The organism is Actinacidiphila sp. bgisy160, from assembly GCF_057707815.1.
In genome coordinates this window covers 188030-202825 of the sequence record NZ_JBYIQW010000002.1, presented here as the reverse complement: position 1 = coordinate 202825, position 14796 = coordinate 188030, and the positions used below count along the sequence as shown (strand labels likewise).

Genomic DNA, 14796 nt, shown 5'->3' with positions numbered 1-14796 from the left:
GGGCTCGCACCCTCCGCCCCGTGATCAGTAACGAGGATCTGAACGCGCGGGTACGGATCACGCGCTTCGCACAGCAGCTCGACCAGCTCTCCCGCCGACTCGACACCATCGAGCGGTCCGCGCAGGCCAGCTTCACCTCCGTCGAGGGCGGCACCTTCGACGTGTTCGACGCCGACGGGGAACTCGCTCTCTCCATCGGCGTCCAGGACGACGGCGCGGCCGCCGTCGTCTACCACTCCCCGGAGCCGCCGCCCACGCCGAGCACGCCCATCGCCGAGGGCGTCATCGGCGCCATCCAGGTCACCTGGGACGGCCAGTTCACCGACGCGGGCACCGCCCCCACCGACTTCGCCCGCATCCAGATCCACCTGCTCCCGTCAGCCGAAGCCCCGGTCGACACCGGAGCGCCGGCCGCCACCATCGAGACCGCCACCGGGGCGTCCGTCGCCGTCGCCACCGACCTCTACACCCCGCAGTACGTGCGGCTCATCGCCGTCAGCAAGGCCGGAGTCCCCGGAGCCCCGTCCGAAGCCGCAACGGCCGCCGCGCGGAAGCTCGTCGGCGACGACCTGCTGAACGGGATCATTGACGATCTCAAGTTGGCCGACGACGCGGTCACCGAAGGGAAGATCGCGCTCGGCGCGGTCAAGAGCACCGCCATCGCCGACGGGGCGATCCTCGAGGAAAAGCTTGCCGCCAACGCGGTCACCCTCGGGAAGATCGCATCCGGCGCGGTCACCATCAACGCCCTGGGCGGCGCGCTCTCCGACCTGGCCGCACAACGCTACGTCGACGCGATGGGCGACCCGGCCGCATGGCAGGTCACCGACTCCCAGCCCGGATCCACCTGGCAGCACCTCTCCGGCATCACCGACGCGCCCACCGGGCAGACCGTCGGCCAGGCAAAGGGATACAACCGGGTCCGCGGTACCACCCTCATCGCGTACGAGCCGGGAACGGTCTACCGGATCAGCGGACGCGTCCGTCTCACCGGCCCGGTCGCCGGCAACGAGGCCTTCTACGTCGGCGCGCTCGGCATCGGCGCCGACAAGACGACCCTCGTCAACCGGTCCGGAGCCAACTCGCCGTCGTCGCACTACTACGTCGCCGCGTCGGGGAAGCCCATCGCCGACTCCGACGGCTGGGTGACGGTCGTCGGCTACCTCAAGGACCGTGCGGCCACGGGCGTGAACGGTTCGGCCGGGCCGAACACCGACCCGCGCGCGGCTGGACTCGTTCACGCGGACGTCCGCTTCATCAGCCCATACCTGTGGCTGAACTACCTGTCGGCGACCGTCCCGAACAGCACCAGCGTCATGCAGGTCGACTGCGTCACCGTCGAAGCCCTGAAAACCGGCCTGGTCGACAGCACGAACTTTGTCGCCGGAAGCGTCACCACCGCAGCGCTCGCTGCCGACGCCGTCACCGCAGGGAAGGTCGCCGCCGACGCCATCACGGCGCGGGAGCTCGCCGCGAACTCGGTCACAGCAACCGAGATCGCCGCGGGCTCGGTCACCGCGGCGGCCGTCGCGGCCGGAGCCATTACCGCCGACAAGCTGACCATCAGCGGCGGCGCCAACATCCTGTCGGACCCTTCGTTTGAAGGCGCGTACACCGCGCAGATCGTTGCCTCCAGCAGCGTGTGGTCGGTCGACTCCACCAAGGGCAACGGCAGCGCCAAGAGCCTCAAGGTCAACGCGGTCAACACGGGCTTGGCTACCAGGACGCAGATCCTCACCACTCTGCCGATCAGTCCGGGCGACCAGCTCTACATCGCGTACGACTACCAGGCCAGCACCGACTACACGCCCGGCGCCATCATCAAGATGTACGCCCGCTGGGAGGACAGCAGCGGCACCGCTATCGGCTTCGGGTCCACGCAGACCGCCTCCCCTGTCCTGGGCCCCACCTGGCAGCGCCTGTCGAACACCGTCACTGCCCCGGCGAACGCTGTCCGGGCCGTCATTTGCGCCGAGTCCTTCCAGGCGCAGGCCGGGACGTTGTGGTTCGACAACGCCGCGGTGCGGCCAGTCCTCCCGGGCACACAGATCGCCGACGGCGCGATCACCACCGCCAAGATGGTCGCCAACACCATCAACGGCGACCGGATCACCGCCAACACCCTGGACGCCTCCAAGATCGTCGCAGCGTCCATCACGGCGGCACAGATCCAGGGTCTCGCCATCACAGGCGACAAGATCGCCGCCAACACCATCGACGCGACCAACATCAAGGCCGGAGCCATCCAGGCGGCCGCCCTCGCCGCCGACGCCATCACCGGCAAGACCATCACGGGCGGGACCATCACCGGAGCCATCGTCAACGGCTCCACCCTGCGCACCGGGGCAACTGGCACGCGCATCGAGCTGGTGCCGGACGACGGGTCAGCCCAACACGACCCCGTCCTGCGGTTCTTCACGGGCGCCGCAGGTGAGACGATCCCCGCCACGGCGGAAGCGTCGGGCACCTTCGGGTACTTCACCCTGTCCGCCCCGCAGTACGGGCAGGGCAGCGCCCTGGTCAACGTGGCGACCCCGAAGGATGCCGGCGACCACGGCTTCATCGAGCTTTTCATGGGGCAGAACGGCGGCCGCCCGAACCCGAACCTCTACATGGACGGCGGCACGGGCACGATCAGCCTGTTCGCGTCGAACGGCGGCGGCAGCGGCGGCACCTTCTACGAATTCTCCGGCAAGGCCCTGACCGTCGATACCTGGCACACGGCCACGCTCAACAGCGCCCAGTGGGTGCCCTACGGCGCCCCCTACGCGGCGCCGGGCTACCAGGAACGGCCGGACGGCACGATCGACCTGCGCGGCACCATGAAGCCCGCCGCGAGCTTCACCCCGGTCAACGGCGGCGTCCTGTTCACGCTGCCCTTCACCCTGCCCTTCCAAGAGCGCTGGGACTGCCGCACCAACTCCACCAACGGCATCGCCACGATCACCGTGCGCACCAACGGCCAGGTCGCCATCGACGACATCTCCGGCACCGTGTCGTGGGTGATGCTCGGCGGAGTCAAGGGCATCCCCACGCAGTGACCTCGGCAGCCGCCCCCCACCACCCGAAAGGACACACCACCCATGACCGAGCGCCAGGTCACCATCATCGGCAACGACACCCTCGGATACCGGTGGACGTGCGGCCAGTGCGGCGTCTACGCACAGGACCCGCTGATCACCCGCGACGAGGCCCTGCAGGCCTTTGATCTGCACTGGACCACCGCCCCGTCCGTCCCCGTGCCCGAGTGGATCGGGGCCCTGCTCACCGCCGGGCAGGCCCTCACCGACGCGGCCGCCACCGACGGCAGCATGCCCGTGCAGCGCACCGCATGGGCCACCGCCATCAGCCGCGCCCCCGCCGCGACCATCGCCGCCTGGCAGTCGCCCGGCAACGTCCACCCCGCGTGACCCGGGCCAGCGCGGGACGGTAGCGCCGACGGGCGTGCACCGTACGGCACAACGCGCGGGCAAGGGAGCTCTCAACGTCCCTTGTGCACCGGGGCCCCTCGCCCGCGCGCCCCACCCCCACGCAAGCCGCCGGCGAGAGGAACCACCGTGGCAACCGGTGCCTATGCCGCCCTGGTCCCCCTCGGCGTCGCCGCCGTCGGAGTCGCGGGCCCCTACCTGACCTACCGCCTCGGCGTCCGCAACGCCGCCCGCACCGAGGAGCAAGACGACCGAGCCGCCGACGCCAAGGGCGTCGAAGCCGTCGTGGAGGGCTTCACCGCCCTCCTCACCGAGTCCCGGTCCGTCCGCGATGACCTGCGCGACCGCGTGCAGGCCCTCGAAGCCCGCTCCTCCGAACAGGGGGCGAAGATCGCCGTCCTGGAAGAGGGCCGCGCCGCCGACCGCCGCCGCATCACCGCCGCCGTCCGCTACATCCGCGCCCTGCGGTCCCTCCTGGTCGAGCGCGGCCAGACCCCGCCGCCCGTCCCCGAGGAACTGAGCGACGACATCGCCGACCCGACGCACGGGCCGGCACCCCGCAGCACGGCAACCCCCGCCGTCGACCACCTGGAGGCCACCCCCTCATGACCTTCTCCCACGTCCTCGCCCACTCCGCCGCCTACGGTGCCGCCGTCGGCTCCGTCCTGCCGCTCGTCGCCGCGGTGATCCTGCGCCCCCACTGGTCCAAGGGCGTGAAGCAGGGCATCGTCGTCGTCCTGGCTGTCATCGCGGGCTTCTCCACCGTCGCCGCCTCGGGCGCCTTCACCGACGCCACGTCCCTCGCGGAGCTCGTCGCGCAGGGCGGACTCACCGGCTTCGCCGTCATCGCCGCGTGTGAGGCCGCGTACAGCGCCCTGTGGCACCGCTTCGGAATCGCTCAGGCCCTCGAGGTCGCCACGTCTCCGGCACCCAAGGCAGTGGACTGCGGCGGCCAGTGCGCCACCCGGGCCGCTGGCGGCCTGTGCCTGGAGCCGTGCGGCCAGGAGGTCGCGCGCGAGTAGGGGCCGCAGGCGCCCGAGGGGGCGCTACTCTGGGAGCACCGGTGGCCGCCTGGCCGCCGGTGCCTTCCGTTGAGGGACGACGGGATGCCGGAACATTCTGCCTTCGGAGTGCGGGCCGGCATCCACCTCCGTTCCGAGACCACTGGCAGCGCCCCACGGGCGTGCGCCGGGACCGGGGAGCCTGCCGAGCGAGGATCCGGTACACGGAAGGCACCGACGCCCAGGCGGCCACCACCACATGCAGGCCCGTCCAGCACACGGGCCGCCCGCACACGAGAGGCAGGCACCATGGCCCGGCAGCCCGAGGCCGACCCGGACAAGGTCGCCGAAGAGGTCGAGTTCCTGATGACAGCCGACCGCGACACGTTCGCGGCCGAGCTGATCGAACACGTGGCGCTCCGCAACCGTCAGCGCGACGCGGCCCGCACGGAAGCCTTCCGGCACCCCGACATCGTCGCCCGCACCGAGCAGGAGGCAGACCGGCTCCTCCGCAACCACGGGCCCCTGGTCGACATGGAAGATGGCGAGACCCGCAAGGCCTACAGGCGCCGGACGGACGGCATCCGCCGGAACCTGGAGTTCGAGCTGCGCCTTGCCACGCTCATCGTGGACGGCGACCGCGCCCGCCAGGGCCGCATCACCACCGACCGCAACCCCGTCCGCCGCGCCCTGCTGCGCCTGGCGGCCGAGAACCCGCAGCGGTTCATCGCCCTCAAGCGCGAGGAACGCCACGCGGCCGGTCTGCAGCCGGACGAGTAGCCGCGTCTCACTGTGAGACACGCGAAGGGCGCACGCCCGCACGGGATGCGCCCTTCGTCGTTCAGCGGGTCCGGTCAGCCGCCGGCACCCTCCTCGGGGGTCTCTTCCAGGATCTTCGCCTTACCGAACACCGAGTCCTCACGGGTGGCCGCGTAGGCCTCGGCGGTGGTGGCGCGGCCCTGCTGCCGGAGCGCTTCGATCACCTTGTGGCGGTTGCCCTTGATGATGGCGGTCAGGCGCATGGCGTCGACCTTGGAGGGGTCGGCGCCGTCGGCCAGGCCGAGGTGCTTGGTCAGGCTCGTACCGAGGATCTTGGCCTGCGCGTTGGCGTGGTTCAGCAGCTCGGTGTACGCCATCTGCTGCGGCGACTGCGGCATCTGAGCCGGGGCGGGCCGGGTGGCGGCGGCGGGCGTCTCACTGTGAGACGCGGGCGCGGCCGCCGCGGTGGGCTTCTTCGCGGCCGCCTTCTTCGCGGGCGCCTTCCTCGGTGCCTGTGCCTTCGCGGGCGCGGCGGGTGCGGTGGGGGCGGGCGTCTCACTGTGAGACACGGGCGCGGCCGCCACGGCGGCGGGCGCCTGCTGGCCGGGGGCCGGGGTAGCCCACTGGTCGGGGTCCGGTTCCGGGTGCTCCGCCATGAGCTGCCGGTGGATGTCCTCCTTCTCCGCGGCCCGCCGGGCCTGCCGCTGCTCCTCTTCCGCCACCAGGAGCGCGGCGCGGCCGCCGATCAGCTCCCCGAGGGTCGTGGTGCCGCCCTGGCCGTCGTCCACCGGGTGGGCGAGGAGGTTCGCGGTCTTCGCCTTCTGGAACAGGTCGTTCAGGGTGTTGGGGTTGTACCAGACTTCCCGCTGCTGGAGTTGGTGGATGTAGTAGTCGATGGGCGTCGCCACGGCCTGCGGGCTGTGCTTGTCGGAGTCGTCCATCCAGTCCGTGGGGATCATGAAGACCTGCAGCAAGGCGTACTTGAGGGCGGCGCTCATGGCCTTGTTGGTGGCCTTGTCGTACTGGTCGGCCGCCTCGCCAACGATCGTGGCGGACCGCTCCCCGCCGTCCGGGCCGACGAAGGTGTACTTCACCTTCACCGTGGCGACCGTGTAGTGGCCGTTCTTGCCGCTGCGGATCTCGTAGCCGTGCTCCACCACCTCGGGGAACATCAGCACGCTGTGGGCGCGCATCGGCCCGGCGACCGCGTTGACCAGGTCGTCAATGCCGCGGAACTTGAAGTTCTGCTGCCGGTTCTCCCGGTTCTTGCCTACGGCGCCGATGTCGCACATCACCGCCACGAGCGCCTGCAGCACCGTCTTGGGCGGCTTGGTCTCGGCGGTGGCGTCGGGGGTGGCGTCGGGGGTGGTCTCGGGGGCGGTGGCGGCAGTCATCGGCGCGGCCTTCCAGTGTGCGGGTGTACCCGGAATTCATCGTCCGGGTGAGGATGCGCGGCGGGAGGTGCTAACCTCCCGCGCTGCCCCAAATACTACACCCGCAGAACCGTCAATGACCGTTCTGGCGCAGGATTCGTGACACAGGATCGGACGCTTCCTCGTCCAGCAGATCCACGCCGTCCCGGTGCCGGGCGTACCAGGCATCCAAGGCCGCCGCGGTGCCCTCCACGTCCCGGTCGCCGGCCTCTCCGGGAGCCGTCCACGTGGCCGCTTCCGGACGCGCCCACACCCGCGCCGTCTCCTCGTACCGCGACTGCGTGGTCTCTGGCGTCAGTCCCAGGGCGGCCGCCACTTCCTCCCAGGAGGCACCGCCCAGTACCTCGGCGAGCACCGTGCGGTCCAGCAACTCCAGGGTCAACACCCGGAGCTGGCGCGCGGCTTGGATGCGCGTCTCCACCGACTGCGGCATCCCCGCGGCACCGACCAACGCCCGGGCATAGTCCGAGATCTCCCACGCCGAGACGGCCGCCGCCACCAGCGCCCGATCCGCCGGACGGACGTCAACCCCCACCGCGACACCCCCCTCATCTGGCGTTCCCGTCGGGAACAGCCTCCCGCGCAGACTACCCTCACATCTGACACAGCCCCCCGCCCCCTGGAGCACCCGATGAGCGAAGCCGTCCCGGCGCCCGCCGACGACGACGGAGACGTGCTCCACATCCCCATCGGCGACATCGCGCCCAACCCCTTCAACGAGAGGGACATGGGCGACCTGGCAGGCCTGGCCGCGAGCATCACCCGGGACGGCGTCCTCGAACCCGCCACGGTGTGCACCGCAACCGCCTACCTCGAAGAACACCCCGAGCACCGGGAGCTCATCACCGCCCGCTACGTGCTCATCTTCGGTGAACGCCGCTGGCGTGCCTCCCTCATGGCCGGACAGCGTGACCTTCCGTGCCTGCTCCGCGACGACCTCGCCGACTCCACCGACCTGCAGCGCGTCCAGTTCGCCGAGAACTACCACCGCAAGCAGGCCACGCCGATCGAGGAAGCCCGCATGTTCGCCCGCCAGGCCAAGGGCGGCATGAGCTACCGGCAGATCGCCGCCGAGTGGGGCACAGCGGCGTCCCACATCTCCCGCCGCGTCGCCCTTCTCGCCCTGCCCCACGACGTACAGCGCGCCATCGACGCCGGGCAGCTCGGCGCCGACGCCGGCCGCGCGCTCCGCGACCTGGACGACCCCGAGCAGCAGAGCGCCGCATGGCGCCTCATCGAAGCGACGGGCATCCACGTCGAAGAGGCCAAAGCCCGGGTCCTCGCAGGGCCAGTAGCCGCGGCCGTGCCCGCGTCTCACAGTGAGACGCCCGCGCCCGACGCTCCGGCCGCGTCTCACAGTGAGACAGCCATCCCCGCACAGAAGCCCGCCCCGCTCACGTGGGACAGGGAGGACAAGCAGCGCCAGGCCGCGGCCGCCGACCGGCAAGAGGCCTGCAAGCACTGGCTGTCCAAGGAGCTCCCGCCCGCCGAGCAGCTCACGCCGATCCTCGCGGGAGCACTGCTGACGCCCATGCAGCAGAACAGCGCCCACACCCTCGCCCTGGCGTGGCTGCGCGCCACCGGCAAGCAGGGCATCGACGTGACGCCGGCCCCCGCATACTTCCAAACCGTCCTGGACCGCGACGACGAGCAGCTGCACCAGCGTGCCGCGCTCGCCGTCGCCCTGGCGGCCGCGGAGCTCCGCGCCGCATCCAAGCGCCGACCCGTATGGGACGGGCGCGACATCGCCTACGTCAAAGCCCTCCAGGACCACGCCGGGTACGTCCCGGAGACGCCCTGGGAGCGCAAGCAGCTCAACGCCTGAGCCCCGCCCACCCGAGAAAGGAACCCCGTGACCCAGTCCGTACCTCCCGCCGGAGGACCGAAGATCCTCGCCGTCGGCGGCCTCAAGGGCGGCGTCGGCAAGACGACCACAGCCGTCCACGTCGCCCTCGAATACGCCCTGCAGGGCAAGAAGGTGCTCCTGGTCGACGCCGACCCGCTGAGCCAGACCGCCTTCGACTGGTACAGCACCACCGCCAAGAAGGGCGCCCCGCTGCCGTTCGACCTGGAGGTGTGGCCGTCGCCCCGCGTCGGCGACCTGGTGGTCGCGCGCGCCCAGGACTACGACGTGGTCGTGATCGACTGCGGCGGTGAGTCCAGCGACATCTTCGGCGCGGCGGCCGCCGTCGCCGAACACGTCCTCCTGGTCACCTCGCCCCGCAAGGCCGAGCTCCGCCGCATCAAGGGCACCCTCGCCGCGGCGGTGTCCGCCGTGAAGGAGGTTGGCCGGCTGGACGAGGTCAGCCTGAACGTCCTGCTCACCCGGGTGAAGAACTCGCGTGGCGCGCACAACGACGCGGCTCGGGACCTGATCCTCAACGCGGGCCTGCCGCTCCTCGCGGCCGAGGTACCCGACCTGGTCGAGTACGAGGACGCCATGGAGACCTGCCCGGCGAGCTCCGGGCACTACGCGAACATCGTGAGGGAGCTGGAAGCCGCGTGACCGCGAAGAACACGCCCACCCGGAACCGGGGCGGCTCCAGGAAGCTCGCGGACTTCGACCTGATGGACGGAGCGACGCCCGCGACGTCCCCGGCCGTGGCCGCTCTGCAGGTCGAGAGCGCCGCCGTCCCGGCCGTGGTGCCCGCCCCCGCGGCAGCCCCGACGACGGTGGTCACCCCTGCTGCCGCCACCCCGGCCCCGGCGGCCGCCGAGCCGCCTGCCGACGCCACCCCGGCGGAGAAGCTCTCCTTCTACGAGCGGATCGTCCACGACGCGCAGACCGCGCACGCGGCCGCCGCCCGCGCGGCCGATGCGCGATTCCTCAACGCCGCCGGCCCGTCCCTCCGCGCGATCCACGAGCAGGGCCTGTACCTCGAACTCGCCGGGCCCGGCGGACAGCCCTACAGCACCTTCCAGGACTACCTCCAGGACCGGTGGAACCTGTCGCGGGCCGCGGGCTACCGCATCCTCAACGCCGAGCCGGTCAGGGAAGCTCTCGCGCCGATCACGGACGTGCAGCCGTCCACCCGCCAGGTCGGTGTGCTCTACCCGGTGTGGAAGGACTTCGGGGCTGAGCAGGTCCGCGAGGTGTGGCAGAAGGCCGAAGCCGCCGGGAAGACCTCTCCCGACGAACTGCGCAAGGCCCGCGACCTCCTCGGGTACAGCAAGAGTCCCGAGCTTGCAGCGCCCCCGAGCTCCACGCCGTCGACCGCGCTCGCCCGCGTCGACAAGGCGCTGACCCGCGTGGACGCCAACGCCGCGCTCCTCCTGGCCAAGGAGAACCCCGAGCGTGCAAAGGAAGTCGCGGCCCATCTCAAGGAGCTGGTTGCCATCCTTGAGATGTGACACACGCCCGTGTCTCACAGTGAGACACGGCAACGACGATGCCCCCCGCCGGAGTCCGGCAGGGGGCATCGGTCTGTCTCGGGGGTCAGCCGTCCAGGGCGACGCGGATCCCCGTGTCCGGCTCGAAGGCGGCGGCCGTGTAGCCGTCGGCCGCCGCTTGTGCGATGTACCGGCGCGCCTCGTCCGCGTCCTGCGCGACCCGGATGCACACCACGCCACGCCGCGGCCTGAACTCGGGGGCGCTGGAGAACACGCGGACGTCGAAGGGGCCGGAGCTCACGATCGGCCCCACCGCACCGGGGCCCGGCGGTCAGGCGCCTGGAACTCCAGCACCAGAGCGTTCTGCCCGATCCGGGACGCGAACCGGGAGCCCAGCACAGCCGCGACGTGGTCGAACGTGACGTTCGTGCCGAACGCCGTCGGCAGCCCGGACGCGGACCGCGCGTCGATCAGGTCGGCCGTCTCGCGGCGGGCGAACTCCGTCGCCTGGCCGTCCATCTCCCCGCACAGCTCGTCCAGGATGAGCAGCCCCGCCCGGTCGTGGAACTCGCGGACCTGCAGCGCGGTCATGCCCGGCGGGGCACCGTCGGGTCGGGTCCACCGCAGGTAGTCCCCGTGGCGCACGTAGCGGGTCATGATGCCCGCCCGCACCGCCGCGTTGCCCAGGGCGATCAGCGCCGTCGACTTGCCCGAGCCGACGCCACCCCACCCGATGACGTGACGCTTCTTGCCGGTGCCGGCCGCAAGCCGGTCCAGCCACCCGCGCAGCATGGCCGGGTGCTGGTGGTCGTCCAGCAGCGGCAGGTCGCCACCGGGCAGCCGGAAGTCCGTCGGGTCCTCCTGCAGGGCCTGATCATCGAGCCGCCAGCCCGCGTAGGAGGTGTGGCGGGCGCGGACCAGCGAGTTGCGCCAGGCCTGCGCGAAGATCAGGCGCTGATGTTCGTCCACGGTGGCGGTCTCGTGCTCCGGCGCGGCCTCGACCACCGGGCGGCCCCGGTCGCGCTGTTCGGCGACTCCGGCAGCGATGAGCTTCCGTACGGCCGCCACGTGGCGGGCGAGGCCTTCGCCGTCGACCTTCGCGGGTGCGGCAAACGCCAGGGTGGGCGCAGACACAGGAACCTCCCTCAGTCGAGTGCTGCGGCGATCTCCGCCGCCGTGGGCTTGCGGGCGGGGCCGGAGCTCCGCTCGTGGATCGAGTCGTCATACATGGGCGCGCGGCCGGCGGGGACGCGTGCGGGTCGCCCGGTCCGCTCGGCAGCCAGAGCGCTGCGGAACCGGTCGGGCTGCGGCTTGTAGTCCCGCATGGCGCGCAGAACGGCCCCGATCTCGACGTTTGTGTATCCGGCGGCCAGGGCGTCGCGGATCATCCCGCGGAGGGCGAAGAACGCCGACCGGGTGTTCCCCGCGTACGGGGCCCCGATGACCTTCGGGCCCTCGTCCTTGAGCCACCAGTTCGCGGCCGTCTGCGCGCGGCTGACGAGCGCCTTCTCCTCCTCCGCCTTGCGCTCCTTCTCCGCGGCCTTCTCCTGCGCCTGGCGCTCCCTCTCCTCGGCCTTCTTCGCCCGGGCGGCCGCGACAGTCTTCTGCCGCTCGGTGAGCGGCTTGGCGGCCGCAGGAGCGTCCTCGCTGTCCGGCTTGGGCCTGGACCTCCGGCGGGGCTTCTTCGGGGCGTCAGTGGCCGCCTGAGCGGCCGCCGTGGCCTCTCCTCCGGCCTGGCCCTGCCGTCCCTCCTTCGGGGCGATCACAATGCCGTCCTCGGCTTCACCGCGGGCCGCATAGAAGTCCTTGAAGGACACCGGGCCGGTGTAGCCCTCCGGCGGGTTCTCGTGGACGGTGTACCGGTACCGCTGACGGGAGTTGCCCGCGTACCGGATCAGCTCCGACTCGATGGCCCCGATCTCAACGAGCTGATCGAGGTACGGGGTCAGGGACTGAGTCCGCGAGAACCCGCAAATCTGGGCGAGCACTTCCTGCGTCGGCCACACGTCGGCGTCGCCACGGGTCATCGACACGTGCGCGGACAGCGCCCAGTACAGGGTGTGGGCCGCGGGCTTGACGCCGGACAGCAGCACCCAGTCGCCGACCATGGTGAAGGGGGCGCGGCGTCCGGCGCGCACCTCCAGCTCGGCGTCAACGGTGTCATGCGCGGTCATGCGGCAGCGCCTTCCAGGACGGGGCGGTAAGCGACGGGGACGGGCTTCCCGCCGGCCATGTGGCGCTTGCGGCGGGACAGCAGCCCTCGGCGGATCAGCTCCCCGGCGAAGAACCGGGTCTCGTGCGGCGTCAGGCGCGCCATGGTGGCGGCGTCCGCGCACGACACGTACTCGTCGGGGCGGGTGAAGACCAGCGCGGCGTACAGGACGAACGCGCGAGGGGTGAGGCCTGCCGCGTGCGCCGCGCGCAGTGCGCGGCACGGCTCCGGGCAGGCCGGTTGCGTGGTGTTCACAGGGAGAGTCCTTGTGCAGGTGGCCGGGGCCGCCCTTGCGGGCGCGTGGGCGGCCCCGGTGCCGGTAGGGGGCGAAGGTCAGGCGGCGGCCGCGTCGGCGGCCTGCTTGGCCGCCTCTCGCGTGAGCCTGCGGTTGCGCTTCCGCATGGCCTTCCGCTCCTCTGCGGTCGTACCGCCGCGCACCCCCGCCTGGTCCTTCGACGTCGGCAGGGCCAATGCGTCACGCAGGCACTCCGTGGCGACGCTGCAGAACTCGCACGCGGACTTGGCGAAGGCGATGCCGTCCAGGTCCGTGGGGTGCGGGTACATGTCGTCGGGCTTCACATCGGAGGCCGTGACGCACACCCCGCGGCGGAAGGTCGGCATGCGGGACACGTCGATCACGCCTCCTCCTCCCAGCCGTGCTGGAAGACGGTGGCGAACATGTTGGCGATGTCCTCGACGGAGATGTTCTCCAGGATCCGGTCCTTGCCTTCCGGCTTCCACGACGGGGAGATGCTGGAGGGCTTCGGCGCCATCCACTCGACGCCGTCCACGATCAGTCCCGTCGCGGGGTCCACCACTGCGTCGGTGCCCGGCACCCGCTCAAGACGCTTGAGCAGTGCCTTCTGGAAGGCCGGGTAGACCTCGAACACCATCTGGACCTGGTCGGGGAAGTTCACGCCGATGAAGGAGGTGAAGGCGTCCGGCTTGGTGATCCTCGGCCCCGGGGCGGGCTTGTTGACGGCCCAGCTCACCGTCTGCTTCTCGTCCAGGTAGCTGCCGATGCGGTCGAGCTTCTCCGTGTCGAACCGCTCCAGCAGTCGCCAACGCAGCTCGGCTTCCCGCTCCTCCTTCAACTCCTTCGCGCGCATGGCGATCACCCAGTACGCCGACACCTCGTCGGCCAGTTCGTCCAAGGGCCGCTTGGGCTTCGTCGTGGCGGCCGTGTCGGCCGCGGTGGGGCTCGCCTTCGATTCGGCGGCGGGGACCTCGTCCAGCTCGTCCGGGTGGGAGATCTGGCCGGTCACCAGCAGCTCGTTGACGGCCTTGTCGAACGAGGTCTGGATCGCCGCGCGGTGCTCGTCGGTCGGCTCCGTGATGCCCCGGTCCCCCGGGATGGCGTCGGAGGCGCCGAGCGGGCCCTTGTAGCCCAGGTCCACGCGGAGGGGGTTGGCGCGAAGCGCATCGAACGCGGTGTGCCCCCTGCTGATGAAGGCGTCGATGGTCGCTTCGGGGTCCATGCCGGGGGTGGTGAGGTCGCTCGGGTTCGTACCCGTCGTGTCAGTCATGACGGACGTGCCTTCCGTAGTGCGGTAACGGGGCGGGACCTTTGCGGCGCCACACCTATAGGGAACGGCGGAGTTGCCGCAGGTGTGACAGGCCCCGGGGGGCTGAGAGCTACCTCAGCCCGACACCCAGAACATTACACCCGCACAACTGGAAGTCAACGGTGCCCCCCTGGTGCAACGTCAGCACGCGACACAACCCAACACCGGGCCTACCGTGCGCCCCGGCCTGCCCCGGCGCCACTGGCTGCGCACCATCGGCGCCACCCGGGCGGGCCCCGGCCGGCCCCTACCCGGGAAACCAGGGGCCGGGCGGAAGCACCACCCGGACGGGCAAGGTGCGGGCGACGTCCTCCTGGTTGCCCCGCACAGCGAGCGGGGTGCGCGGCGTGGAACCCGCGGCACTCGCTGGCCTGCGCCCTGCCCGTCCGGCCCCAACCTGCACCGGAAGGAAGAAGAGGCCCGAGCGTGACGACCACCCCGAGCGTTGTCGCCCCACGCTGGACGGCCTACATGCCCCTGGAAGCCCTCACCCCGGCCGCCCGCAACCCCAAGCGCCACGAACTGGCCCGCATCAAGGCGTCGATCCGCGACCACGGGTTCGTGGACATGCCGATCGCGGACGAGCGCACCGGCCGCATCATCGGCGGCCACGGCCGCCGTGAAGCCCTCATCGACATGTACGCCGAAGGCGAGTCGATGCCCGGTGGGCTGATCCTGGACGAAGACGGCGGATGGCTGGTGCCCATCGCGCGCGGATGGGCCTCCCGCAACGACCGCGAGGCCGAAGCGCTGATCATTCAGCTCAACCGGCTCACGGCGGCCGGCGGCTGGGACGAACGGGTACTCGCCGCGATGCTCGAAGACCTCGTCACCGAGGAACCGGACCTGTTCGACAGCCTGGCCATGTCCGATGAGGAGATGGACGAGCTGCTGCGCGCGGCCCCCGCCGCGTCGCTCGGCGAGGAGGACCAGGCCGTGCCTCTGCTCCACCTCGGCGACGACGAAGACGACGCCGACACCCCGCCCGGGCAAGGCGAGCTCGGTGTTCCCGCCGGGAACAGCTCCGACGGCACGTGCCACGCCTGCGGCCGCCCGATCGACGGCTGA

Annotated in this window: 17 protein-coding genes; 9 read left to right on the top strand and 8 right to left on the bottom strand. The window is 71.4% G+C overall.

Annotation, left to right across the window (positions count from 1 at the left end):
• Nucleotides 1-20 precede the first annotated feature (20 nt).
• The 5 genes from AC3EUJ_RS03660 to AC3EUJ_RS03640 all read left to right on the top strand — a co-directional run bounded on the left by AC3EUJ_RS03660 (nucleotide 21) and on the right by AC3EUJ_RS03640 (nucleotide 5209).
• A complete protein-coding gene (locus tag AC3EUJ_RS03660) occupies nucleotides 21-3041 on the top strand; it encodes a hypothetical protein (protein ID WP_431959430.1) in 3021 nt (1006 codons plus the stop codon).
• Nucleotides 3042-3083: 42 nt separating this feature from the next.
• A complete protein-coding gene (locus AC3EUJ_RS03655; RefSeq protein WP_431959429.1) occupies nucleotides 3084-3410 on the top strand; it encodes a hypothetical protein in 327 nt (108 codons plus the stop codon).
• Between the two features lie 147 nt (nucleotides 3411-3557).
• On the top strand, nucleotides 3558-4037 hold the full coding sequence (locus AC3EUJ_RS03650) for a hypothetical protein (RefSeq protein ID WP_431959428.1): 480 nt from the start codon (nucleotides 3558-3560) through the stop codon (nucleotides 4035-4037).
• Nucleotides 4034-4450, top strand: a complete 417-nt coding sequence (locus AC3EUJ_RS03645) for a hypothetical protein (RefSeq protein ID WP_431959427.1) — start codon at nucleotides 4034-4036, stop codon at nucleotides 4448-4450. The genes AC3EUJ_RS03650 and AC3EUJ_RS03645 overlap by 4 nt, the downstream gene beginning before the upstream one ends.
• 288 nt (nucleotides 4451-4738) lie before the next feature.
• Entirely contained in the window at nucleotides 4739-5209 is a 471-nt protein-coding gene (locus AC3EUJ_RS03640) for a hypothetical protein (RefSeq protein ID WP_431959426.1), read from the top strand.
• Nucleotides 5210-5283: 74 nt separating this feature from the next.
• On the opposite strand, the gene AC3EUJ_RS03635 is transcribed toward AC3EUJ_RS03640, so the two are convergent.
• The gene (locus AC3EUJ_RS03635; RefSeq protein ID WP_431959425.1) at nucleotides 5284-6582 is read right to left on the bottom strand and encodes an ERF family protein; all 1299 of its coding nucleotides are present in this window, start codon (nucleotides 6580-6582) and stop codon (nucleotides 5284-5286) included.
• Nucleotides 6583-6694: 112 nt separating this feature from the next.
• Nucleotides 6695-7156: a hypothetical protein gene (locus tag AC3EUJ_RS03630; RefSeq protein ID WP_431959424.1), complete on the bottom strand. Its 462-nt coding sequence runs from the start codon at nucleotides 7154-7156 to the stop codon at nucleotides 6695-6697.
• A gap of 96 nt (nucleotides 7157-7252) precedes the next feature.
• Here AC3EUJ_RS03630 and AC3EUJ_RS03625 point away from each other — a divergent pair, with 96 nt between their 5' ends.
• From AC3EUJ_RS03625 to AC3EUJ_RS03615, 3 genes are read left to right on the top strand one after another with little or no spacing between them, the layout of a single operon-like run.
• A complete protein-coding gene (locus tag AC3EUJ_RS03625; RefSeq protein ID WP_431959423.1) occupies nucleotides 7253-8446 on the top strand; it encodes a ParB/RepB/Spo0J family partition protein in 1194 nt (397 codons plus the stop codon).
• Nucleotides 8447-8473: 27 nt separating this feature from the next.
• Nucleotides 8474-9127 carry a ParA family protein gene (locus tag AC3EUJ_RS03620; RefSeq protein WP_431959422.1) on the top strand — a complete coding sequence of 218 codons (654 nt, stop codon included), beginning with the start codon at nucleotides 8474-8476 and terminating at the stop codon, nucleotides 9125-9127.
• Nucleotides 9124-9972 (top strand): hypothetical protein, encoded by an 849-nt coding sequence (locus tag AC3EUJ_RS03615; protein ID WP_431959421.1) that lies wholly within the window; start codon nucleotides 9124-9126, stop codon nucleotides 9970-9972. Before AC3EUJ_RS03620 ends, AC3EUJ_RS03615 begins: the two co-directional genes overlap by 4 nt.
• An 85-nt stretch (nucleotides 9973-10057) precedes the next feature.
• Here AC3EUJ_RS03615 and AC3EUJ_RS03610 read toward each other — a convergent pair whose 3' ends face one another.
• From AC3EUJ_RS03610 to AC3EUJ_RS03585, 6 genes are all read right to left on the bottom strand, one after another.
• Nucleotides 10058-10252, bottom strand: coding sequence for a hypothetical protein (locus tag AC3EUJ_RS03610; protein ID WP_431959420.1), 195 nt, complete (start codon nucleotides 10250-10252; stop codon nucleotides 10058-10060).
• On the bottom strand, nucleotides 10249-11085 hold the full coding sequence (locus tag AC3EUJ_RS03605) for a P-loop NTPase family protein (protein ID WP_431959419.1): 837 nt from the start codon (nucleotides 11083-11085) through the stop codon (nucleotides 10249-10251). The genes AC3EUJ_RS03610 and AC3EUJ_RS03605 overlap by 4 nt, the downstream gene beginning before the upstream one ends.
• Nucleotides 11086-11096: 11 nt before the next feature.
• The gene (locus AC3EUJ_RS03600; protein WP_431959418.1) at nucleotides 11097-12125 is read right to left on the bottom strand and encodes a hypothetical protein; all 1029 of its coding nucleotides are present in this window, start codon (nucleotides 12123-12125) and stop codon (nucleotides 11097-11099) included.
• Complete coding sequence (locus AC3EUJ_RS03595; RefSeq protein WP_431959417.1) at nucleotides 12122-12418, bottom strand: hypothetical protein; 297 nt, start codon at nucleotides 12416-12418, stop codon at nucleotides 12122-12124. The genes AC3EUJ_RS03600 and AC3EUJ_RS03595 overlap by 4 nt, the downstream gene beginning before the upstream one ends.
• A 78-nt stretch (nucleotides 12419-12496) precedes the next feature.
• Nucleotides 12497-12802, bottom strand: coding sequence for a WhiB family transcriptional regulator (locus tag AC3EUJ_RS03590; protein ID WP_431959416.1), 306 nt, complete (start codon nucleotides 12800-12802; stop codon nucleotides 12497-12499).
• Entirely contained in the window at nucleotides 12799-13689 is an 891-nt protein-coding gene (locus AC3EUJ_RS03585; RefSeq protein WP_431959415.1) for a hypothetical protein, read from the bottom strand. The genes AC3EUJ_RS03590 and AC3EUJ_RS03585 overlap by 4 nt, the downstream gene beginning before the upstream one ends.
• Nucleotides 13690-14154: 465 nt before the next feature.
• Here AC3EUJ_RS03585 and AC3EUJ_RS03580 point away from each other — a divergent pair, with 465 nt between their 5' ends.
• Nucleotides 14155-14796 carry a ParB N-terminal domain-containing protein gene (locus AC3EUJ_RS03580; protein ID WP_431959414.1) on the top strand — a complete coding sequence of 214 codons (642 nt, stop codon included), beginning with the start codon at nucleotides 14155-14157 and terminating at the stop codon, nucleotides 14794-14796.

Coding starts and splice junctions, on each gene's coding strand:
- AC3EUJ_RS03655 (WP_431959429.1), top strand. CDS start 3,084: ATGACCGAGCGCCAGGTCACCATCATCGGCAACGACACCCTCGGATAC.
- AC3EUJ_RS03645 (WP_431959427.1), top strand. CDS start 4,034: ATGACCTTCTCCCACGTCCTCGCCCACTCCGCCGCCTACGGTGCCGCC.
- AC3EUJ_RS03640 (WP_431959426.1), top strand. CDS start 4,739: ATGGCCCGGCAGCCCGAGGCCGACCCGGACAAGGTCGCCGAAGAGGTC.
- AC3EUJ_RS03635 (WP_431959425.1), bottom strand. CDS start 6,582: ATGACTGCCGCCACCGCCCCCGAGACCACCCCCGACGCCACCCCCGAC.
- AC3EUJ_RS03625 (WP_431959423.1), top strand. CDS start 7,253: ATGAGCGAAGCCGTCCCGGCGCCCGCCGACGACGACGGAGACGTGCTC.
- AC3EUJ_RS03600 (WP_431959418.1), bottom strand. CDS start 12,125: ATGACCGCGCATGACACCGTTGACGCCGAGCTGGAGGTGCGCGCCGGA.
- AC3EUJ_RS03585 (WP_431959415.1), bottom strand. CDS start 13,689: ATGACTGACACGACGGGTACGAACCCGAGCGACCTCACCACCCCCGGC.